Origin of the sequence: Sphingobacterium nematocida (assembly GCF_900168125.1) — a bacterium.
In the GTDB taxonomy this organism is placed as follows: Bacteria; Bacteroidota; Bacteroidia; order Sphingobacteriales; family Sphingobacteriaceae; genus Sphingobacterium; species Sphingobacterium nematocida.
In genome coordinates this window covers 314,857-337,877 of the sequence record NZ_FUZF01000003.1, presented here as the reverse complement: position 1 = coordinate 337,877, position 23,021 = coordinate 314,857, and the positions used below count along the sequence as shown (strand labels likewise).

Annotated in this window: 17 protein-coding genes; 8 read left to right on the top strand and 9 right to left on the bottom strand. The window is 39.3% G+C overall.

The features are described 5' to 3' along the window. Nucleotides 1-27: 27 nt before the first annotated feature. A complete protein-coding gene (locus B5X76_RS05820; RefSeq protein ID WP_079642094.1) occupies nt 28-489 on the bottom strand; it encodes a type I restriction enzyme HsdR N-terminal domain-containing protein in 462 nt (153 codons plus the stop codon). Between the two features lie 559 nt (nt 490-1,048). Between B5X76_RS05820 and holA the strand changes: the two genes are divergently transcribed. From holA to carA, 4 genes are all read left to right on the top strand, one after another. Beyond that, a complete protein-coding gene (holA, locus tag B5X76_RS05815; protein ID WP_079642092.1) occupies nt 1,049-2,059 on the top strand; it encodes a DNA polymerase III subunit delta in 1,011 nt (336 codons plus the stop codon). A 77-nt stretch (nt 2,060-2,136) separates the two neighbouring features. Continuing rightward, nucleotides 2,137-2,697: a hypothetical protein gene (locus B5X76_RS05810; RefSeq protein ID WP_139375217.1), complete on the top strand. Its 561-nt coding sequence runs from the start codon at nt 2,137-2,139 to the stop codon at nt 2,695-2,697. A gap of 28 nt (nt 2,698-2,725) precedes the next feature. Continuing rightward, complete coding sequence (locus B5X76_RS05805; RefSeq protein ID WP_079642089.1) at nt 2,726-2,929, top strand: YwbE family protein; 204 nt, start codon at nt 2,726-2,728, stop codon at nt 2,927-2,929. A gap of 268 nt (nt 2,930-3,197) precedes the next feature. Next, nucleotides 3,198-4,298 (top strand): glutamine-hydrolyzing carbamoyl-phosphate synthase small subunit, encoded by a 1,101-nt coding sequence (gene carA / locus B5X76_RS05800; RefSeq protein WP_079642087.1) that lies wholly within the window; start codon nt 3,198-3,200, stop codon nt 4,296-4,298. A 47-nt stretch (nt 4,299-4,345) separates the two neighbouring features. Here the strand turns inward: carA and B5X76_RS05795 are convergent, their stop codons facing one another. Beyond that, entirely contained in the window at nt 4,346-4,684 is a 339-nt protein-coding gene (locus B5X76_RS05795) for a hypothetical protein (RefSeq protein ID WP_245800963.1), read from the bottom strand. Between the two features lie 72 nt (nt 4,685-4,756). Then, nucleotides 4,757-5,137 (bottom strand): hypothetical protein, encoded by a 381-nt coding sequence (locus tag B5X76_RS05790; RefSeq protein WP_079642085.1) that lies wholly within the window; start codon nt 5,135-5,137, stop codon nt 4,757-4,759. Nucleotides 5,138-5,337: 200 nt separating this feature from the next. Between B5X76_RS05790 and B5X76_RS05785 the strand changes: the two genes are divergently transcribed. The 3 genes from B5X76_RS05785 to B5X76_RS05775 all read left to right on the top strand — a co-directional run bounded on the left by B5X76_RS05785 (nt 5,338) and on the right by B5X76_RS05775 (nt 8,471). After that, a complete protein-coding gene (locus B5X76_RS05785) occupies nt 5,338-5,730 on the top strand; it encodes a hypothetical protein (protein ID WP_079642083.1) in 393 nt (130 codons plus the stop codon). A 71-nt stretch (nt 5,731-5,801) separates the two neighbouring features. Next, entirely contained in the window at nt 5,802-7,673 is a 1,872-nt protein-coding gene (locus B5X76_RS05780) for an Nramp family divalent metal transporter (RefSeq protein WP_079642081.1), read from the top strand. Nucleotides 7,674-7,682: 9 nt separating this feature from the next. Further along, nucleotides 7,683-8,471 carry an SDR family oxidoreductase gene (locus B5X76_RS05775; protein ID WP_079642079.1) on the top strand — a complete coding sequence of 263 codons (789 nt, stop codon included), beginning with the start codon at nt 7,683-7,685 and terminating at the stop codon, nt 8,469-8,471. Nucleotides 8,472-8,516: 45 nt separating this feature from the next. Here the strand turns inward: B5X76_RS05775 and B5X76_RS05770 are convergent, their stop codons facing one another. The 5 genes from B5X76_RS05770 to B5X76_RS05750 all read right to left on the bottom strand — a co-directional run bounded on the left by B5X76_RS05770 (nt 8,517) and on the right by B5X76_RS05750 (nt 18,441). Further along, entirely contained in the window at nt 8,517-9,953 is a 1,437-nt protein-coding gene (locus B5X76_RS05770; protein WP_217699623.1) for a SusD/RagB family nutrient-binding outer membrane lipoprotein, read from the bottom strand. A gap of 10 nt (nt 9,954-9,963) precedes the next feature. Next, nucleotides 9,964-13,176, bottom strand: coding sequence for a SusC/RagA family TonB-linked outer membrane protein (locus tag B5X76_RS05765; RefSeq protein WP_079642076.1), 3,213 nt, complete (start codon nt 13,174-13,176; stop codon nt 9,964-9,966). Between the two features lie 83 nt (nt 13,177-13,259). Further along, nucleotides 13,260-14,315, bottom strand: coding sequence for a dipeptide epimerase (locus B5X76_RS05760; protein ID WP_079642074.1), 1,056 nt, complete (start codon nt 14,313-14,315; stop codon nt 13,260-13,262). A 22-nt stretch (nt 14,316-14,337) separates the two neighbouring features. Further along, on the bottom strand, nt 14,338-15,558 hold the full coding sequence (locus B5X76_RS05755) for a C40 family peptidase (RefSeq protein ID WP_079642280.1): 1,221 nt from the start codon (nt 15,556-15,558) through the stop codon (nt 14,338-14,340). Between the two features lie 246 nt (nt 15,559-15,804). Continuing rightward, complete coding sequence (locus B5X76_RS05750; protein ID WP_079642072.1) at nt 15,805-18,441, bottom strand: DNA gyrase/topoisomerase IV subunit A; 2,637 nt, start codon at nt 18,439-18,441, stop codon at nt 15,805-15,807. 268 nt (nt 18,442-18,709) lie between these two features. Here B5X76_RS05750 and B5X76_RS05745 point away from each other — a divergent pair, with 268 nt between their 5' ends. After that, a complete protein-coding gene (locus B5X76_RS05745) occupies nt 18,710-19,348 on the top strand; it encodes a sterol desaturase family protein (protein ID WP_245800961.1) in 639 nt (212 codons plus the stop codon). 9 nt (nt 19,349-19,357) lie between these two features. Here the strand turns inward: B5X76_RS05745 and B5X76_RS05740 are convergent, their stop codons facing one another. Then, entirely contained in the window at nt 19,358-22,534 is a 3,177-nt protein-coding gene (locus tag B5X76_RS05740) for an AsmA family protein (RefSeq protein ID WP_079642071.1), read from the bottom strand. Nucleotides 22,535-23,021 lie beyond the last annotated feature (487 nt).

Genomic DNA, 23,021 nt, shown 5'->3' with positions numbered 1-23,021 from the left:
ATTGTTTTTCTTAAATACAAATAATATTTATGTCTCCTTATTGTAAATTGGTAGATCTGAAATAAAATCTATGGTACTGTTTTCAAAATTAACTTTGCAGAAATAGTGCTGCAAGCCGTTGCTAACCAATAAAAGAGGGATCTTGTGTTTACTGTTGTAATTGCCTATTTGTTCAAAAGTGCTTTGTGATATCTTGACTCCTGGAGCTTTAAACTCAGCGAGTAAGATTTTTTCTCCTTTGTTATTAAATATGACAAGGTCGCTTCTTTTTTGTAATTCGTTTAAGATCAAGCCTCCTTCTATCTGCATCAATGACTTGGGATATTTTTTGTGAAGGTGTAAAAAGTGTACCCAATGTTGTCTTACCCATTCCTCTGGTGTGAGTACCAAGTTTTTTTTTCTAAGAATATCAAAGACATAAACTTTGTCTTGAACACGGGTCAGCTTTAAAGGAAAAGGGGGTAAGTTTAATGGTACTGGCTTAAACATATACAAATTTACGGAATTTTGGCTGTATAACAAAATGGAGGGTAAACAGTGGGTAATTTTAAGGAAGGTTTTCTTTTGTCACTCAGGCCGTGACTGGCCTGTACTTTTTTTCCGCAAAAAAGTACACAAAAAACTCGTCACTGTGCCGGCTTGCAACAACGGACCACCATTCCTGCAATTGGCAACCCGCCAAGGTGACATTTTCCAAAATATAAGTAATTGCGAACAATCAGTGTAAAGTAGAACGATCGACCTTGTAGCATATGGAGTCAAAGGCCGTAAAGTTATCGTAGCACAACAGTACATCTTGCAATAGATAAGGATTTCCAGTCTTGGGTAGGCCAATAGCCGGGAGACCTAGGAAACCGCCTTGATTGCTTTACGTGCTGTGATGAACATAGGCTACACAGTCTTGATTTTTTTGCTTCGTTTTTTGATCAAGCAAAAAATGAAGGCCCTGTCCTGGCAAGGACAAAAGATATTTTAATGGTTCTTAAAAAAGCAACATTTTTTAACAACTACATATATATTCCTGTAGAATGCGTATTTTCGTAAGGTCATGAGTGCACAACCCATCTTAAGCGATATAAAGCAACGCAAGTTTAAACCGCTGTATTTATTGCATGGCGAAGAGTCATACTACATAGATCTAATTGCAGATAGTATTGAGAATAATGTTCTCAATGAAGGGCAGAAGGGCTTTGATCAAACTATTCTTTATGGTAAAGATACGGACTTCTCTACGATAGTAAGTGCTGCTAAGCGCTATCCGATGATGAGCGACTATCAGGTGATTATTGTTAAGGAGGCACAGGGATTGAAATGGAAAGGAGATGATGCATTCTTAACAAAGTATATTGATCAGCCTACTCCGACTACTATTTTGGTATTTGCCTATAAGCATGGTAAATTTGATAAACGTACTAAACTGTACAAGGCAATAGAGAAGAAGGGTATTGTCTTCGAATCAGAAAAGCTTTACGATAATAAAGTTGCCCCTTGGATTTCGGAAGAATTGCAACGTAATGGACAGAAGATACATCCTCAGGCTGCTGCTTTGATGGCAGATTACTTGGGGACGGACCTGTCTAAAATAGCTAATGAAGTACAGAAACTTGTACTTAATGTACCCAAGGATCGCGAGATATCTGTTCAGGATATAGAACAAAATATCGGTATTAGTAAGGATTTTAATGTATTTGAGTTAAATTCTGCTTTGGGCAAACGAGAGGTCTTGAAGGCTGTTCAGATAGTCGATTATTTTGCGTCAAATCCCAAGTCGAATCCTTTTGTTGTTGTAATAGGTTCTCTTGCTGTATATTTTACGAAGTTACTGAAGTATCATTATTTGCCGGATAAGTCCTCGGCAGTGGTGGCGAAGGAGCTTGGTGTGCATCCGTTTTTTACAAAAGAATACGATGCTGCGGCGCGTAACTTTAACCGTCGTAAACTATTTGATGTACTAGCGGTATTGCGAGAGTATGATTTAAAGTCTAAGGGATTGAACGCTGGGCCAAATACCAGTGACGGTGAGTTGATGCGGGAGATGGTGTTTAAGATTCTCAGTTAAAGCGTTATTCAACAGATAAAAGGAAAACTGATTCATCAACTGACGGATCCTGAAATAATTATTTGCATAATATGTATATGAAAAAACTTTTGCTTCTCTTTTTAGGTTTCATTTGCTGTACAGCGCTTAACGCTCAGTCTTTTTATACCTTAATTCAAGGAGGGGGTAATTTGGGATTTGCCAATGAGGGTTACAAAGGGGCCTTTAATGGTTATTCTTTGCATTTTATCTTTGGGAAGAATTTCGACGACAAGGCCTATCTAGGAGTTGGTTTGGGCAACGAACGGTTAAAAGGGAGTTACCAAACGAACGATCCGCATCAGGATGATCAAAAGAAATATAATTACGATCAGAATCTATTCCCAATATTTATCGATGGAAGACTGCCTTTTGGCGAAATTGGTTCTAGCGCCAAAATAGGGATGTTGGTGAATGGGGGATACGCTCCTCGCTTAAGTCCACAGTATGATAAAGGTTTCCTGTTTAAAGGAGGTTTTTTTTATCTGCATGAGACACCCGGTAGAACCGACTGGACGGTTTCAGCAAGTTACGGCTATCAGCAACTGACCAAGAATATTTTTATGAAAGATTTTCAACATCAGCATTTTAACCTTTCAGTGGGAATTATGTTGAAGTAAGTGACTTCTAATCTTTAACTTTGTATATATGAAGAACGGAAAAACGAGAGCTGATATTAAACCAGGTATGTTAGTTAATATCGTATTAAAGAAAGACCAACGTACGGGTATTTTGACGGAGGGTATTGTGAAAGATCTATTGACTTCGGCTCCGGTTCATCACCGTGGCATTAAAGTACGGTTGGATGATGGACAGATTGGGCGAGTACAGGAGATCTTGGAAGAAGACTAGTGATATTTTTTTATTTTTATTTTTTACTTGTTACTTTTCTTTCTACCTTTGTCCTTCGTGAAAATTGATGTTTCAGATTTGATTTCCAAGGACAATTTGTTCAATGTTTACATTGAAATATCACGAAATTGATACGTATAGCCCATTTGGGCTTTTTTTATGTCCAAAAATTGATCTTTGATTTCCGATAGGAGATATCATACACAGCGAAGAAGGTATATTTTCCTTATTCTAAGTTTGAAATTATTTAGTATTTTTAATATAAAAAATGACCAGCTACAGTAAATTACCCGCAATTTTAGTTTTAGAAGATGGAACAGTTTTTCACGGTAAGGCAGCCGGAAAGATTGGGACAACTACTGGAGAAATTTGTTTCAATACCGGAACTACGGGATACCAAGAAATTTTTACCGATCCGTCGTACTTTGGACAGATTATGGTGACTACCAATGCTCATATTGGTAATTATGGTATTGATGAAGATGATGCCGAGTCTGATAAAATTCAGATTGCAGGACTGGTTTGTAAAAATTATAATATTAACTATAGCCGTAAGATGGCTGATGAGTCGATTCAGTCTTATTTTGAAGAGCAGAACTTAGTTGGTATTTCGGATATTGATACGCGTTCATTGGTGCGTCATATTCGCGACAAAGGAGCTATGAACGCTATTATATCGTCCGAAAATCTTGATGCAGACTCTTTAAAAGCAGCGTTGGCCAAAGTGCCTTCTATGGATGGGTTAGAATTATCATCTTCGGTGACGACTAAAGAGCCTTACTTCTACGGTGATGAGACAGCTAGCACCCGTATAGCTGTATTGGATTTGGGAATTAAGAAAAACATCTTGCGCAATTTTGATGCGAGACAGGTACATGCTAAAGTATTTCCTGCTAAAACTACGTTTGCAGAGATGGAAGCTTGGGGAGCGGATGGTTATTTTATTTCTAATGGCCCCGGTGATCCTTCTGCGATGGATTATGCGATTACCACTGTTCAACAGATTTTGGCGGCGGAAAAGCCTATGTTCGGCATTTGTTTAGGGCACCAGATTTTGGCTTTGGCAAATGGTATTCGTACGCAAAAAATGTTTAACGGTCATCGTGGTATCAATCACCCTGTAAAAAACATTATTGCTAATAAGTGTGAGATTACTTCACAAAATCACGGATTCGGAGTTGTAAGAGAAGATATTGAAAATTCGGAAAACATTGAAGTGACTCATGTCAATTTGAATGATAACTCGATAGAAGGTATACGTGTTAAGGGAAAGAAAGCCTTTTCGGTGCAATATCACCCTGAATCTTCTCCTGGTCCACACGATTCCCGTTACTTATTTGATGACTTTATCAGCATGATAAAAGGATAGAAAAAAAGCTCAGGTAACTGAGCTTTTTTTTTTGATATGTATATCTATTAAATCACTTGATTCTTATCACCAAAGGTGATCATTACCATTCCGACGACGATTACAAATATTCCCAGTATCTGCATCCAAGAAATAGAGGTTTTGAAATATAAAGCCATGGCTAGTTGTACCGTTATAAATGTACCGCCCGAGCACAGTGCGATAACGATCGGTTGCGATACATTTTTGAATAGTTGTACTAAAAACCAACTTGCAGAAAGCAGTATAATATTTCCAATAATCAATGCATGCCAGTGATATTTTGGATTTATTCCGCCCCATCTAAATAGGATACTAGATATGATTTGACAAGCCCAAAACGCAGCGAAATAGATGTAATTGATCATTATGTTATTGTTTGTTAATCGAAATTAACAATAATATATGAATGGCCACTATTCCTGTATGTGTTTTCCTGTTTAATACACCCGAGGACTTTCTAGGAGGTCGGTAACATAGCCTAAAATCTCAATTTCACTTTCTCCATCTTCAAGCATGGAAAAAGTTAGATAGGCGGCATATATTTCACAGCTGAATACAACATGTTTGTCTTGAATGATAGTATCTATTATTTCATCTCTAGTTTCAAAACCAATATGTTGGAGCTCATTGTGTAGATTTGTGGAGATAGATTCGTGACACTCGCCACTAGCGAAACCAACGATAATGTGTAACACCAGTTTATCAAAAATATCGGGGTCTAGGCCCTTGAATCGATTGGCATAAAGATCATAATCAAAACGCTTTTTTGCACTATTGACTATTTTATCCCAGATCAAAAATTCTGTTTTCGTCTGCATAACTGCTCGTGTTTATAAAAGTGGTTAAGTAAATATAAGATATTCAGACTGTATTTCAAAGTCTAAAAAATCTTGAGTTAGATTTTGTAGGCTGTCGGATTCGCATTCTTCAGTAGTGTTAAAACTATTTTATAATCATAATTGTATATAGATTATACGGAGTGATATGCAGTAAATAACTACAAGAAAAGGAGGATATCATGTTGATCAACTATTATGTCGATCCAGATGAGGATTTTGATCCCGAAGAAAATGAGGACGAAGAATTGGAAGTAAGCGATTTGGCTTTTGACGAAGAGAAAGGAAGTTATCGTTTTGATGTAGAGGATAATGATCCCGATTGGGATCATCCGGCAGATTACGATACATTGAGTAGAGGTGCGGAGAATGATGCCTCCACCTATGATGTTTCTAATCCCTTTGTTGGTTCGGAGTATTCTGATTTAGACGATTTAAAACAAGAGGATCTTGAAAACTCGGGAATGCGGATTACCAATAAGAAAAATCTGAAAGTTTCTAAGCTAGATCGGGATTTAGCTAAAGATGAAGAAGATTTTAGAGATGATCTGGATGAGGAGGGGTATCCTCGATAAAGCTGTTGTTACATCGTTGTTGTCTACAAATAGATCTATTTTTGTTGAGGTTACTAAAGCAATCTCATTTTATGCCATTTAACCATCATAAATCTCTTGAAGACGTTCATGAAAGTGTGAATGTTTATCAGGGGCGTTCAAGGATAAAACGTTTACTCAGTTTCTTCGGTCCAGCTTACTTGATATCGGTTGGTTATATGGATCCGGGAAATTGGGCAACAGACTTAGCTGGTGGTAGTGCATTTGGCTATGCTTTACTATGGGTGCTTTTGATGAGTAATTTGATTGCATTGCTACTTCAGAGTCTTTGCGCTCGCTTGGGAATCGTGCGGGGAAAAGATTTAGCGCAATGTAATAGAGAACTGTATCCTAAGCGAACCAATTTTTTCTTGTACGTACTTGCGGAGATAGCGATTGCAGCCTGCGATCTGGCTGAGGTTTTGGGTATGGCTATTGGACTAAACTTACTTTTTGGTATCGATCTTATTTGGGGAGTGATGATTAGTTTCGCGGATACATTCTTACTTCTTTATTTACAAAAGTTAGGCATGCGGAAGCTGGAATTGTTTATTGTAGGGACTATTGCATTAATAGGCGCTTGTTTTGTGGTGGAGATGTTCTTAGCAAAGCCAGATTTGGGGGAGGTAGCAAAAGGTTTAATCCCCTCTATACCCAGTGGAGCAGGATTGTATTTAGCTATTGGGATTATTGGGGCAACGGTGATGCCGCACAATCTTTATCTGCACAGCGCTTTAGTGCAGACCAGGAAGATAGACAAAAACTTTCAGTCTATTAAGAAGGCTATTAAGTACAATTTTCTAGACAGTGCGGTAGCGCTGAATCTGGCCTTTTTTGTCAATGCTGCTATTCTGATTTTATCAGCATCTGTTTTTTACAAAAATGGAATGCATGAAGTTGCCGAATTAGGAGATGCTTACCACTTACTTGGAAATATGCTTGGTACGGAATGGGCTCCCAAATTATTTGCGATAGCGTTAATTTTAGCGGGACAAAGCTCTACGGTAACTGGGACATTGGCGGGGCAAATCGTTATGGAAGGATATTTAAGGTTGCGGATTAGCCCCTTATTGCGCAGGCTTATTACTCGATTATTGGCCATCGTTCCGGCTATTTTGGTGATACTTCATTTTGGGGAAGGCTATGTCGGGCAGATGTTGATTTTTTCACAGGTCTTGTTAAGTATGCAGTTGGCATTCGCTATCATTCCCTTGATACACTTTGTGAGCGATAAAAAAACAATGGGAGCGTTTGTCATCACTCCTTTTGTAAAGGTATTGTCTTGGACTGTCGCTGTTGTCATTTCGATATTAAATTTCAAATTAGTATATGATGAGGTTTCAGGGTGGATTGCTTTATATCAAAATTTTTGGATTACTACTTTGTTGTTAGCAGGCAGTCTTGGGTTGCTGGTTTTACTGCTGGTTACCATTTTTTATCCTTATACTTACGTTGGTAAGCCCGCGACATTGGATTTGCATGCTGACTTTGAAGAGCTGGAGTTCGGACGGGCAAATCAAATAAAAAGAATACTTTTGGCATTAGACTTCTCCAAATCGGATGAAGCAGTGATTAACCAAGCGCTATCGTTCAACAAAGATGATGTTGTTTTTGTCTTGACGCATGTCGTAGAAAGTGCCTCGGTTAATTATTCCGGTGAGGATACGGGAGATTATGAATCTGTACAGGACAAAGAGCATATCCATAAATATGTAGAGCTGCTTCGCGGATTTGGATTTAATGCATCATTTGAACTGGGATATAGCAATAGGGTTAAAGCCATTAAAGGTTTGGTCGAGAAATTGGATATTGACCTCTTAATTGTCGGGTCGCATGGACATAATGGTTTTAAAGATATTATTTTTGGAGAAACTGTAAATAAATTACGTCACGCCGTTAAAATTCCGGTTTTAATAGCGCAATAGGAGATAATTATGGAAATAAAACTAATAGGGAAAAAAGCTCTGGTAGGTGGGAGTTCATCTGGAATTGGAAAGGCTATTGCAATAGAACTTGCTAAATGTGGTGCAGAGGTGACTCTAATGGCCCGCTCAATGGATAAGCTCGAAGTCGTTCTAAAGGAATTGGATGTAAGTTTTGGGCAACAACATGAGGTCCTGCTGACCGATTTTAATAACTATGAAAAGCATAAGGATAATTTGAAAGGTTATTTTTCAAATCATAACGTAGATATCTTGGTGAATAATACCAACGGTCCGCAGGCGGGAGATGTGCTGTCGAAAGACGAGTCTGACTATCAGCAAGCATTTGATTTGCTGTTCCAAAATACGGTATTTACCAGCCGACTCGCATTGCCCTATATGAAAAGTCAGGGTTTTGGTCGGATTATCAATGTGTCATCCATGACAGTTAAAGAACCCCAAGATGCCCTTGTTCTATCAAATACTATGCGTACAGCTTTGGTTTCGTGGAGCAAGAGCTTGTCGAATGCTGTAGCCACGGAGGGTATTACTGTCAATTCTATCTTAACGGGATATTTTGATACGGATCGTCTTAATAGTTTGATGGAATCTCAGGCTCAAAGCAGGGGAATTGGTGTAGATGAGGTACGTCAACAACGTATTGCATCGGTGCCCATGCATCGATTGGGAGATCCAAGCGAGTATGGTTATTTAGCGGCATTTTTAGCTTCTGAGTACGCAGCGTTCCTCACAGGAGCGTCCATTCCATTGGATGGCGGGATTGCGAAGACTATATTTTAGAAAAGAATAAAGGGACGATATGTTACATCGTCCCTTTATACATGGTTATGGTTTATCCCACCATACTCTAGTGTTTAATCCATCAGTTCCTCCGTATGGGAAAGCCTTTACAGCTACCTCATAATTTGTTTTGTTATTTGATGCTTCTTGTGTTGGGTAGCCTTCTCGGCGTGGCATTTGACCACCATTGATATCCGCTGCAACCGTTAGGTTAGGATATCCTGTTCTTCTCCATTCTGCCCAACCTTCATAACCGTATGGGAATAAGTGAATCCAGCGTTGAGTAGCAATCTGTTCTATTGCTCTATTGGGTGTGTAAGAAATATCGGCATTGGCCAAGTATGCTGTTACATCTGTTGTTAGTCCTGTCCATTGTGCAATTGATTGCTTGATAGCCTCATCGTAAAATGCTTTTGCTTGGTTATCACCCCCACTTATCCAGCCTAACTTCGCAGCTTCTGCTTTAGCGAATAATAGTTGCGCATATGTCACTAGGTGAACAGGTGAATCTTGTTTTCTAATTGAACTGCCAAATAGCGATATTTTTGGTATATCAACATCAGGATTGGGGACTAGTTTACCAAACTCTAAGCCAGCATATCCTCCTGAGTTATTTTTATCGCCAAAAACAGGTAAACGAGGATCATTGTATGGTAGCATACGATCAACTAAAGGTTTGCTTAAAGCATACCAGTTCCTTTTGAGAACAGTAAAAGAGTTATACCAGAAGTTCTCATGAGCTGCTTCTGCTAGGTGAGGGTAGGATAAGTTATCACTGTTGGATGTTAAAATACCTGCATCCATTGCTTTTACAAACTCGGCTTTTCCTTTTTCAGGATTTACTTTCGAAAGTCTTAATGCCATAAGCATATGAATTGAGTTTCCTAGTTTTTTCCATTTTGCGACATCACCTTTGTAAACAATATCATTTTTGATATTTCCATTTGTGAGAACTATAGAACCATTGACATCGTCTAACAGTTTGAATAGATTGTTGTATATTTCTTCTTGTTTATCGTATTTGGGATTTGGAAGCTCAATCCCATTAAAAGCTTCAGTCATTGGTACGTCTCCCCAGCGATCTGTTACATGCCAAAGGAAAAATGCCTTTAATATTTTAGCTACAGCAATTTGGTTGACCACTGGTCCTTCATTAGCGTTTAACTCTTTTTCATTACGTATTACTGTCTCTAAATTCATCAATGGTCCTGTGTACCATGTTGAAAAATTAAAGTTTGTTGAAATAAACCTTGAATTGTCGGTGAATGTTGTAAGACTAAGGTATTGGGGATAATGCACCCCATAGACACTTGAACTTACATTAGGTAAAAAAAACTGAGAATTCGCGATTAGTTGGGTTCCGGAAGCTTTACTCGGTCTATTCGGGTCCTCATAATATGAATCGTCAAATTTTGTACAGGAGAGAATTAACATTGGACTGATAGCAATCCATAGGTACTTCATTATATTATGCTTTTTCATGACTTTCTATTTAAAACTTAACACTTAAATTAAAACCATATGAACGTACGGTCTGTAATTCTCCTTTTTCTATCCAGCTGATGTTTGCACTACCCGAAGATAATTCTGATGGATCAAGACCTTTTGGCGCTTTTTGCCAAATCATCCAAGGATTTCGGGCTATTGCAGCAATGCGGATCGCTTTAAATGGGCTTTTACCCAATTGATTTTGGTTAAATGTGTAACCCAAGCTAACTTCTCTCAGTTTAATATAGGAAGCATCGTACAGCCATTCTTCATAAATACGTGTACCAATTTGGTTTCTAAAATATGTTCGAGCATCGACGAATGCATTAACCTCTTGTCCAGATGATTCTGAAATGCCGTTGATTTCAAACCCACCTCCGTCTGCCAATGGATCACGGACATTCTTGCCTTTGCTGTTTAACACAGCGGTCTCTTCTGCTTGTCCAGACTTTACTGCTAACATTTTTGACCAACTGAAAAATTTACCTCCAGATTGAAAGTCGATCATTGCATTCAAATCAATATTTTTATACTTGAAGGTATTGATAAAACCTCCAGTGAAATCTGGAATTACAGATCCAAAATTTTTATTTAGTTCCTGTATTGGAAGGTTAGCATTGTCCAATAGTATCTTACCTGTTGCTGCATCTCGTTTATAGCCAGGACCTACAAGAGAACCAAATGCTTCACCTTTATTCGCATATAAATAGACTGTTTGACTTGAATACGTATTATTATCCAATTGATAGGAGTCAATACCAGGAATTAATTCATGGATTTTACTGTTATTTTTGGCTGCATTTATCGTTGTGTTCCAAGAGAAATTATTTGTTTGTATAGGGGTTGCCGTTAATGAGACTTCAATCCCGTTGTTTTCTATATCACCCGCATTTACCCTAAAATCTGTGTACCCACTTGCTACAGGCGCTGAAAGCGTTATAACCTGATCTTTGTTTCTTTGCATATAGTAGGTGAAATCTAATCCTAATCTATTGTTAAAGAATTTTAAATCTGTACCAATTTCGAATGAATGGGCAAATGAAGGCCTTAAATTGGGGTTATTCAGAATGTCAGGCACTGAGAGTGTATTAATTGCGCCATTGGTGTATATTCCTCCAACTGTATAATTTAGGAGATTTGAATATGCAGGTACAGAAGCTCCTGCTACAGCGTATGAACTCCTCAATTTACCAAAACTCAATACCGTTGATTCAATAAGATTACTGAAAACAAATGCTCCTGAAATGGATGAGTAGTTGTAAGCATTGTTATCTTTTGGTAGCGTTGATGAAATATCTCTTCGGAAGGACCCATCTATAAAATAGGTGTCTTTATAGCCTAAGGAAGTCATTACGTATGCAGATCGTGTTTGTTCTTTTAGCTTGTAAGATGCAACAGCGGGTCTATCTATTGATGCTTCGATGTTATAGAAACCAATAGAGCTCAGTCCCCCTTGTGTACGTTGGCTGAGGTAGTCATAATTACGCATGTAAATATTTCCACCGAGGTTTGCATTGAGGGATAAGTCTCCCCATACTTTATCATATTGAGCAAGGAATTCATAGTTGCTTTCTTCGTTCTGGTATTTACCAACACTATATCCTTGATTTGATTTGAAAGTTCCATCGGCGCTTTCTGATCGTCCTCCAATAGCGAGTTTTCTACTGATGTTTTGTGTAAATTGATCTCTTCTTATGAAACCTGAAACCTTAAGTTCTGGGAAAATCTTGTAGGTCACTCCAACATCTCCAAAAAATCGATCCCTAGAATCGTTGTTTAGATTTTCATAAGCGTCAAAAAATGGATTATTCCAGTCTGATGGTGTGTTATTGACCATTAATTCTGAAGTTGTGTTTGGATTAACATTCCAGTTTAGAATGGTGCCATCAGCATACTTATAATTCCGTAATCGGTTGATGTCGATATTTCTTTGAAACCATTGTGTCGCCCCTGTAAAGGATCCTTGATAACCTTGTGTAGGGCGTTGTCCTTTGTTGTTGGCATAATTAATATTAGCGGATGCGGTCAGTTTGTTTGTTATGTCCAGTGATCCACTAACAGCAAAGTTGTTTCTTTTAAGCCAAGTATTAGGGTAAGTCCCTTTGATATATGCGTTATTATAAGAAAATCGAATCGCGCTGTTTTCCGCTCCACCACTTATTGTAATCCCGTTATTGGTATTTATCCCTGTATTGAAAAAATCTTTGATATTGTCAGGTTGTGGTACGAATGGGCTAGCCTTTCCATAATCTGGATCCTGAGGATAAAAGCTATAAAACATTCGCACAGGCGTTCCATCCATTTTTGGACCCCAAGATTCATCGTTGCCATTTACATAGAATTCTCCCGAAGCCAATTTCAAAAAGGTCTGGTTATTGCCCACGCCATACGTATTTTGTAGTGGCATAAAATTGCCAACCCGTTCGAAAGAAGTCGCTGAGCTAAGATCTATTGCTACTGATTTAGGGCCTTTCTTGCCTTTTTTGGTAGTGATCATAATAACTCCATACTGGCCACGAATACCATAGAGTGCCGATGCCGTTGGGCCTTTTAGTATGTTGATGTTTTCGATATCTTCGGGGTTAATATCTTGTCCTACGTTTCCTAAGTCGACCCCATTTCCATTACTTGAACTGAAATTTGAATTTGATATAGGGGTTCCATCAATAACCATCAAAGGTTGGCCCCCACCTGTAACCGAATTAATCCCTCTTAATTTTATTTTTTGAGTTCCACCTAAATTCGCTCCCGAAGATCCTGTTACTTGTGCTCCAGCTACTTTTCCTGCTAAGGACCCTAAAACGTTCGTTTCTTTTGTGAATGTCAAATCATCACCTCCAATTTTTTTGGTAGAGTAACCTAATGATTTTTGTGACCTTTGGATCCCTAGTGCTGTTATTACTACCTCATCAATCGAGTGTTCATCCGATGTTAACGTCACACTAATCGTCTTTCTTCCGTTTACCTGTATTTCCTGTGGGGTGTATCCCACAGCAGAAATAAGTAATGTTGAATTTTGGTCGGTATTCAAAGAGAATAGACCACTAGAGTTTGTTGAAGTTGCAGTAGAGGTACCTTTGACCGTGATTGTCACTCCTGAAAGTGGAGCACCATTTTGATCGGTCACCTTCCCAGCTACTGAAACCTGCTGCGCATTTACAACCTGTAAACCGGCGCTAGCCATCACACATAGTGTGGTGAGTAGATGAATTTTCATGAATAAGGCTTATTAGTTTATAATTATTAAGTTTGTATGGTTACTCCGGCCAAAGTCATGGCCGGAGATTTTTTGTTTTGGTGTTAGGCGTTTTTACGTACCCCTATACCCGGACGATCAGGGAGTATACACTCGCCATCACGTACGATCATTCCGTCATAAATATCGTTACCAATTAATAATGCTCCATCCAGGTCTGCCCAGTCTACTAGTGGTGCAAGTTGAGCTGCAGCAGATATTGCACAAGAGGTCTCCGTCATACATCCCAACATGACTTTCAAGTCCAAGGTACGTGCTAGCTCGGCCATTCGCTTCGCTTCGCGCATTCCTGTGCATTTCATTAATTTGATGTTAATCCCCGTATACACCCCCTGTAGTTTCGGTACGTCGACCAACCGTTGACAGCCCTCATCTGCGATGGTCGGAATGGGAGAGTGTGCGGTAAGCCAGGCATTCTCATCGATCATTTCTTTTGGCATAGGCTGCTCTAAGAAAACAACATTCTTTTCATGCAGCCAATGTGCCATTTCCAATGCTTCTTCCTTATTTTTCCACCCCTGGTTTACGTCGGCACATAGTGGTACATCGGTGACTGATCGGATGGTCTCAATAATCATCTTGTCCGTATCCAGACCGAGTTTTACTTTCAGTATTTTAAACTGTTCGGCTTCTTTTACTTTTTTACGAATCATATCCTCACTATCTATACCAATAGTATACGAGGTAGGGGGGATTCGGTGGGGATTTAATCCCCAGATCTTGTAAAAGGGCTGTTGCATAATCTTTCCCAGTAAATCGTGCAATGCGATATCAATGGATGCTTTGGCCGCCGTGTTTTTCTCTTCCAATAGATCTACATAAGAAAGAATATCTTCTGTTTCGAAAGGTGATGAAAAAGCTGATAAATCTACTTTGCGTAGGAAGGTGCTGACACTTTCCTGCGACTCGCCTAGATAGGGGGGCATACTTGCTTCGCCGTACCCGATGATGCCCTCGTACTCTAGTTCGGTCAATACCACGGGAGTCGTCGTTCTACTAAACGATGCAACTGTAAAAACGTGACGCATTTCTAGGGTGTAAGGCCTAAAGCGTAACGTGAATTTTCCCATTTTCTTTGTTTCCCAATGTGTGGTGTTCATTGTGTTATAATTCTGCTAGTAACTATTTTTTGTAAAATGAATTGTCCTGAACCCGCTCTATTGCACTATCCTTTGATCCAATATAACGTTTGGCGGCTACAACGGTTCTAGTTTGAAAGTCGTCATAATTGTTTGCATCTTTCAACATAGAATTGATACGTACCGTTCCTGCCGAATGGATAAATTCGCCATTGCCGATATATAGTGCTACGTGTGTGACACGCGCATTGGGGCTATTGGCCTTACCGGCAGCAAAGAAAAGTAGGTCCGCTGGTTTTAGATTTTTTAATGCTTTTGAAGGATCAAAGTGCCCTTCCTGGTCTAGGATATCGACTGGATCTCCGGCTAGTACTTGCTGCGAGGCGTCCCGCGGTATTACATAACCGTTCATAAAGAACGCAGTCTTTGTAAATCCACTGCAATCTACCCCTTTTACAGATGTGCCACCCCAAAGGTAGGGAAGACCAAGCATGGTTTTCGCACTACTCAATACGTTGTCGGCTGTAAGGTTTCTAGATTTTATCCACTGATTTAGATCAATGGCTTCGCTTTTTAGTACATATCCGATTCTTCCATCGGGATAAGCTACTTCATAATATTGAGCGGTTTCTTTTTGCAATGCTAGAATATTACCGTAGACCAAGTCTGATATGCGTACACTTTTTTGGTCTGGCTTTGATAAAGCTTTGCCAAAATCATTGATGTATACGATTTTTTTACGCGATTTCCACTCTTGTAGCTCCGTCTCTGACATCGCTACTACTGAAGACGTGGGGACCCAAGCTATATAACCTTCTGGGGTGCGTACTCTATATTCTCCTCTGGATCGCTGTAAAATATCCACCTGTGTTCCTAAGAGGGTTTGGGATGCCATTTCAGAGGCGTGACCGGGTTTTGTCCGTAGATTAGCAACCGATAGATTAATAATCCCGATCGAGTTTGCCCCTACAGAAGTATCTGGGTAAAGTTTTATTGCTACCTGAGCACCACTATTTCGTAACTTTTCTTCTAAAAAAGGAACTGCGTCAACTTCTGTTGTTTGTACTATAAATGAATTGTTTTGGAGGTCTGCGGTGGTCAATTCAATTAACTTTGTTCTTTTATCGGGCGCAAATTTTGATTTCCCTTCTTCGATAGAAGCAACAACAATTTTGTATTTCGTGGAATCTACTTGAGCAAAGGTGTCAAGCGATGAGAATAAAGCTAATATAGGGAAACAGAAGTATGCGATTTTTTTTGTCATAATCATAATCTCAATAGTGGGGAACCTCTTTAATCAAAGTCTAATTTACAACAAAAATGCAAAGAAATGCAATTTTTGATGTGTTAATTAAATGTTTTTGCGGTTTTTTGTTGGTAGTTTGATTAAAATCGAAAGATGTTAATAGAACTATAATTTTCTCTTGGGAAGTTAAGACTTGGTGGTCTAGTTTTTTTGGATAGGTATTTAAAAACAAAAGGAGCTATTTAAATAGCTCCTTTTGTTTTTTTATTGAAATAGTCCCATCTGACCATCATTGTCGGTCTGGATGTCTTCGGGATTTGTGATTTCTAAAGGAATCGTATCCGCTTCTTTTTCTGGAGTTACTGCCAGATCGATTTCTTCTCGAAGGCTGGTGACTTTCCGTACATTGTGAAAGGATAGTCTATTCCCTTGAGCTTTAATTTTCTTCACATCAATTAACTCATTCAGCGGCTGTTCTATTGTTTCTGGTACTTGTGATTTTCCCTTAAGTTGTTCAATTTTTACGACCGGGTCTGGATTATTTGTCAATAATATCAATTTAGAACCAGGTTCTTCATTGATAAAGGAGATACGTTTGCCCACCTGTACATCTTCAAAAACGAATCGTTTGACATAGTATGCTTCGGACTTACCATCTTGGTGTACCGCCGTATAGACATGATTCGGATAGTGCTTCTCTATTCGGATCATTTTTTCGTCAAAGTGATTGTTGAGATCGAAGTTGGATAACTCGAAAGAACCATCGTTAAATACGACAAGTATTTTGTCGTCTCCATCAAACTCACCTAGGAATTTACCTCTTTCATCTGCATTGAGTCGTTTTAATATCTCGTCATACCATATTTTGCGTCCCGCGAGTGTAGAAACTCCTGCACTTTTGAAGGTTATTTTCTTTACCGGGTATTTGGAAACGATATTTCCCATCGAACTTCTGCCTTTAATAGCGATCTCTGCAAAATTTTGATCAAACGTCGTCTTCCGTAATTTGGTATGTGGCTTGAGTTGGATATTTACCACTTCGGCTTCTCCATTCGGATTGGCTGAGAAATGTAACAACTTAGATCCTTTTGTTCCTTTACTGATGTCATAATCTTTGTCCCTTGTTACACCAGTTACCGAGAATCTTTTTACATAAGTAGTTCCATTAGGGCCGTCTACATAAATAGCATTGTAGATCGTACGTTCGTCACCTTTTTTGAATACTGCGACATGGATAATATCTTTACCAACAAAGATTTTGTCTTGTACTTTGACCACACTGTATTTACCATCTTCGCGGAATACGATAATATCATCGATGTCTGAGCAGTCGGAGACAAATTCATCCTTTTTCATACCCGTCCCGATAAAACCTTCGGCACGGTTGACATATAATTTTGCATTGGCCAAAGCAACCTGAGCAGCTTCGACTTTGTCAAATACGCGAAGTTCGGTTTTGCGTTCACGTCCTTTGGCATACTTGCTGCGTAACCGCTCGAACCAGCTGATTGTAAACTCCGTAAGTTGTCTAAGGTTTTTCTTGACTTCTTTAATCTCATCTTCGAGCGCCTTCATCTGTTCGTCCGCTTTTTTAACGTCGAATCTGGTGATGCTACTCATTGGTTTATCGATGAGCTTTTTATAGTCTTCAGCTACTATTTCCCGATAGAACTGGTCGAAGTAAGGTGTGAAAAGACGGGTCAACACCTGTACTACGGTATCAAAATCTCCAGAGTTTTCGTAATCTGGATGTTTATACATCCCTTCCTGGATAAAGATCTTTAAGAGGTTGCTAAAGAAAATTTTCTCTTGCAATTCGCGAAGACGGATTTCCAGTTCGAGTTTCAATAAAGCCTTTGTTTGTACTGTGTTTTCGATAAGAATGTCATTGACACTCATAAAGTAAGGTTTACTTTCCTTGATGACACAGGTATTGGGCGATATGGAGGATTCGCAGGATGTAAAGGCGTATAGTGCGTCTATAGTGACGTCTGGAGAGATGCCAGGCGCCAGGTGAACAATTATCTCTACGTTCTCTGCCGTATTATCCTCTATTTTTTTGATTTTAATTTTTCCTTTGTCATTGGCAGAGACTATACTTTCGATCAGCGCTCCTGTGGTTGTACCAAAAGGTATTTGTGTGATAGCTAGCGTTTTTTTGTCGCGCTCTTCGATTTTGGCTCTTACTCGTATTTTTCCTCCGCGTTGTCCTTCATTGTAGTTGGAAACGTCGGCTAGACCTCCTGTAGGGAAGTCGGGGAATATATTTGGCCGTTCTCCCTGGAGCACTTGAATGGAGCCGTCTATTAATTCAATGAAGTTGTGCGGCATGATCTTGGTCGCTAGACCTACTGCGATACCTTCTGCTCCTTGTGCCAGTAATAGAGGGAACTTTACCGGGAGCGTAATAGGTTCTTTGTTCCTACCGTCATAACTTAATTGCCAATCTGTAGTATCTGGATTAAATACGACCTCATTCGCGAATTTAGAGAGGCGCCCTTCAATATAACGCGGTGCTGCCGCCGAATCACCTGTCACTGGGTCTCCCCAGTTACCCTGACAGTCAATCAAAAGGTCTTTTTGACCGATCTGTACCATAGCGTCTCCGATAGAAGCATCGCCATGTGGGTGATATTTCATCGTGTTTCCAATGACATTAGCAGCCTTATTGAAACGTCCATCGTCCATTTCTTTTAATGAGTGAAGGATACGACGCTGTACGGGTTTAAACCCATCGTTGATATGAGGGACTGCCCGATCCAATATAACATAGGATGCATAGTCTAGAAACCAATTCTCATACAGTCCTGATAATGGGATAGTATTGCTGGCTTGTTCGGCGTCCTGTTGTTGGTTGTTGTCTAAATTGTTCTCCTCAGAACCGTTTATTTCGTCAATCATTTACGTTACTTTAATTATGCTAAGTCCGACTTAAGGGGTGTTTCTAACTGGGTAAAATTACAAATTTCTTTGTGATTTTTGTCATGGAAAGGGGCGATATCAAAGAAATGTCTCTTGAGTCCTGAAAATTAACCTTATTGGTATAAAAGTCAGTAATTGGACATAAATATGACGAACAACTCTTTCGAATGTTACTTGCGAACATTAATTTTGTGTTAACCCTATGGATAAACTATCATGTAGGGTATAAATTGGATTATTTGATGTTATGGCAAAGAAAAACTACGTTTCAAATTCAACAGAGTCCACCCGAATGTTTAAAAATGATTTCTTAGAGTCATTGACTAAGGTTCATTTTACGGTTCCCTTGATTTTTTGGATTCCGGTTATCATCTATTTTATTCGTAAGTCCTATGTGGTCGGTGAAATGTCGGTCGGTAATGTTCTACTTTACTTCCTCCTTGGTTTAGCATTTTGGACATTTGCAGAATATATCCTGCACCGCTGGGTATTTCATTTTGTTCCCAAAAGTAAAATAGGATTGCGTATTCATTTTATCTTTCACGGGGTGCATCATGATTATCCAAAAGACAGGCTGCGGTTGGTTATGCCGCTATCTGCGAGTATTCCAATGGCGACCATTATCTATTTTATTTTTTATATTTTCTTTCCTGAATTTATACTAGCATCTTTTTTTGCTGGATTTTTATTCGGTTACCTGATTTATGACGAATGTCATTATGCGATGCATCATGCTAACTTCAAGTCGGGGTTGTTCAAGAAAATAAAGGATCACCACATGTTGCATCACTATTCTGATCCGGAGAAAGGATTTGGAGTCAGTTCTGCTATCTGGGACAAAGTATTTGATTCGGGATTTCCGAAGAAAGAGCCTAAAAATAAATAGGCTCTTTACTTATAAATTATTGGATACACTGTCTTTCTTCAAAGACGCCTCATAGGTCGCTTTATCCTCCTCATCCATCTCTGTGTCTAAGTCGTCTTCTTTGTAGCGCCCCAGTTTTATCTTGAAATTCTCGGATGTCCCGTTGATCCGCATTGGAATACCTAGAATTCCAAAAGGAGGCAGGCCTAGTCTAAAACCGATGTTCATCCTGCCGTCCAACGTGACTTGTCCCTCAAAACGGGGACGGAAACCTGCCATTTTCATTTTGGTGCGTTCAATAGTCATTACGTTATTCTTGATTGAACTATGAATTTTAACTTTCTTGAGGTCCGCATCGAGAAAACCTTCTTTTGAAGTAGCTTGACTGATACCATTCAATAATTTGAAATTTTTAAAGCGGATTTTATCCAGACTTAATGTTCCCTTTCCTTGCACAGAAGGCATAATGGGGGCCATACTGCCGTCTAACAGTCCTGCCAATTGGTAATCTAAAGTAATGATCCCGTGGGCATCTTTTGCAGAGGTTACCATTTGTTGGAATAGGGGTATTTCTTTATAGGCTCGTTGAATGTCAAAACTGTCTGCTTTTGCTGTAAAATCAAACCTTGCTTTGTAAGGGTTTAGCGGACGGTATTTTATGGACATATCGGCTTTAAGACCCGCGAGTTCAAAACCCGTATTGTCAATAGCGAGATTGCCGAATTTTAACTTCAGGTTGCCTTTGAAGTTCTTGAGGAGAATTTGTTCATAGTACACTTGATCCACGGCTCCGAGAATTTCGACATCGAGTAATTGTGGTAGCAATATCACTCCTGAATTGTTATTCGAAGTAGTGGACGTTGTGGTTGGTGCGCTGAAGGCCATGAAGTCGTCCAATGTAATTTTTTTGCTGTGCAGATTGAAACGACCTTTAAGGACATCTGTGTTTAAGGTTAGGTAGTTAATGATATTATTAATATACCCTTTTATACTGATTTCGTTATTTCCATACTGGGCGACAAATCTATCAAAATTGAGTTTTTCTTGTTTGAAAGAGAACTTTCCGCTTTTGATATGTATGTCCTGAGGTAGGAGTTCTGTGTTGACCTTTATATTGCCAATATCCACCTGGCCTTCATTTTTCAAGCGATTGTAACAGCCTTGCATAGCATCACTTTGCAAACCAGCCAGATCGACATCCGTGCGGATATAGCCATCCACATCAGTTCCTTCAATTGCAAAAAGTTTATAGATAGAGCCCAAATTAAGCATGCCTTTGGATTGGACTGCATACTTGATATTGTTGAAGTTTTGAAAGTCTGCATGCAAGAAAAACGGTTCACCTGCTAGCTTGAATGAAATAGGAAGGATCTTTATGCTCAAATCATGTAAGGAACCTTTCTTGCTGTTGATATACGTTTCTACATGAATATCTTCTAAAGGAATAGGATATTCCGTTGATTGAAAATATCCGTTTTTCATGGTAACTGTTGCGCTGGTTTCAGGGATAATATTTTTCTTCAAATCCATGAAGCCCTGCGAAATGATATTAACAAATACATTTCCCGCAAATTCTGCGCTTTCGATTGGGTATATCTTTTTAATGTCCGAAAGGTCAATGTCTGCTTGAATATTAGCATCGAGATGAAGTTTTTGAAAATCCTTGATGTCTGCATGCCCCTTTATAAAGTTGTTTAGGGAAGCGATATCGATGTCTTTTATCGCAATTTTCGCATTTTTGATATTGTGATCTGTCCCTGAGGCCTCTAGCGAATAGGCAATTCTTTCGATGGCGACCGGTAAGGCCGTTAGTTTAAAGTAGCCATTTTTCAGCGAGTTTTTGATGTTGAACGTGGGAATGGACGATATATATACTTCTTTTTTATTCCGTAGTCCATAGGTTAGTGTGTCTGTGGAGTAAGTACCTTTAACGTGTCCATCAAGATCCAATTGTCCAGCAAAACTAAAGTCCGGCCATTGTACCGCTTGAGATAGATTACCTAAATCGAGTGAACTATTAACTGTTGAATGGATTTGCATCGGATCAACTCCTTTGATCTGTCCTTCTGTTTTGAAAAAGCCATTGGCGACTTTGAATTCAAATTGTTTAAGGTCAATTGCCAACGAGTCCGGATTGAGCTGGGGTAGGTCTACTCTGAACTTGGCATTCCATGCTGTAATCGGTGTCTTTGCATTGTTGTAGGATAGATAACCGTCATTGATGATTAATCCTAGACTCAGATTGGGCATCTTGTGCTCGTCCGCAATATAGTCTCCTTCCAGATTCATAAACACCTCCGATGTACCTTTTACCTGGGTGTCTTTAAGCCAGTCTGCGTAGGCAGTAGGAACTAGGGACAGGAGTTCATTGAGTGTACTTTCTTGTGATTTTAACTTGAAATCTAAGTGGTATCCGTTGGAGAGAAAGGCGAAAGCTCCCTTAAAACGTACTGGAAGCTGGTTTATGCGAATATCGTTTTTCTCGAAGAGAAAAGAGAGGTCATTGGTATTGATGCGCGTGATTAACTGTGCATCAATGCTTTTGTGCTCTACATATTTTTCGTTGTCGAATGTGAAAGAAAAAGCTTCAATCTTGGCATCGGTCTTGAGGTCAAAAATACTGGAACTTAAATCTCCTCTGCCCTCGTAATTTATGTTTTTGGCTTCAATCTGCATGGGTATTGAAGCATCAAAGTAATGGAGGTCTACATTTTTTAATCTTAACAACTTGAAAGCAATTTGCCCACCTGTGGAGTCGCTATTGCTTTTTTGGTTTGTACTGTCTGTACTATTGTAAATGTTATAATTTGCTGCACCTAGCGAGTCTACGAGTACGTTTATCTTTCCTTCGCTTAAAATCAGTTTGTCCAAAACTATCTTGTCACTGAATAGCGACATTAGATCAACGCCGATACTGACCTCTTTGAGGGCCAGTAGTGTACTGTCTTGGTAGGGAGCCGATCCTTTCAGTTGTACATCATGTACAGACGTGGTCAAGGAAGGGAAATGGGTAAAGAAACTAACGTTAACATCACGGTAATCTAGGGTACCATTGATTTTTTTATTAGCGATCTCTTTGAGGGTATTGTTGATTTGATCTTTGAAAAAATAGGGGAGGATAAGCATTGCTGCTAAAATTGTAGCAATTAATCCGGTCAATATGTAAGAAATTCTCTTAAGAACGATTATATAACTCTTCTTCGGCACTTTGATTTTTATTTTAGTGCTGCAAAACTGCTAAAATTTAAGGAGAATAAGGGGACAGGGAGGGATAAATATTTTGAATCTTAAGGAGATGAGGGAGGAGAGGTTTAAGGAAGGTTTTCTTTTGTCACTCAGGCCGTGACTGGCCTGTACTTTTTTTTCGCAAAAAAGTACACAAAAAACTCGTCACTGTGCCGGCTTGCAACAACGTCTTCCCATTCCTGCAATTGGCAACCCGCCAAGGTGACATTTCCCAAAATGTAAGTAATCGCGAACAATCAGTGTAAAGTAGAACAATCGACCTTGTAGCGTATGGAGTCAAAGGCCGTAAAGCTATCGTAGCACAACAGTACATCTTGCAATAGATAAGGATTTCCAGTCTTGGGTAGGCCAATAGCCGGGAGACCTAGGAAACCGCCTTGATTGCTTTACGTGCTGTGATGAACATAGGCTACACAGTCTTGATTTTTTTGCTTCGTTTTTTGATCAA